1 protein-coding gene is annotated in these 550 nt (G+C 47.8%); it reads right to left on the bottom strand.

What is annotated here, in order from left to right:
- Positions 1-550 (bottom strand): ATP-binding cassette domain-containing protein (locus R7R24_RS29580; RefSeq protein ID WP_318120573.1); only part of this gene is annotated, 550 nt, incomplete at both ends.

The raw sequence follows: 550 nt of genomic DNA, 5'->3' as shown, positions 1-550 counted from the left end.
GAGAAGAGAGTGGGTGCATCGCTTCAATTTGCGCACGGTGTTCGTCATTGGCATCGAGAATAAAGTAGTCTTCACTGATGCTGTCCATTGAGGTTTGCAGCACCGGGCGACCGTGTTTAAGAATCAACACATCGGTTAACAGATGTTCGATCTCGGAAACCTCATGGCTAGTGATGATCAGAACGCGTTCACCATCGTGAAACCATTCCAGTAAATGACGGTAGAAGGTGTCGCGGTAAACCAGATCCAAACCAAGAGTTGGTTCATCCAAAATCAGGATTTGTGTATTGGTTGCGATCACAATGGCAAGGTGCAATTGCACTTTCATCCCTTTCGAAAGGGCTCTGATTTTCGCACGTGGTTTGATGTCGGTTTGACGAAGCAGCGCATCCGCTTTGCTGCGATTGAAACCCGGGTGAACCCCTTCGGTATAACTCAGAAGCTGAGAGACTGTCATCCAATCTGGCAAAACATTCACATCCGAGATGTACGACAAGTTCTGCATGATCTTGTCACGCTGCATCATGGGCTCGAAGCCATTGATGCGAAT

The sequence above is a fragment of the Vibrio sp. 704 genome (genome assembly GCF_033339295.1).
The sequence above is the reverse complement of the archived record's forward strand: the minus strand, read 5'-3'. Positions and strand labels throughout refer to the sequence as shown.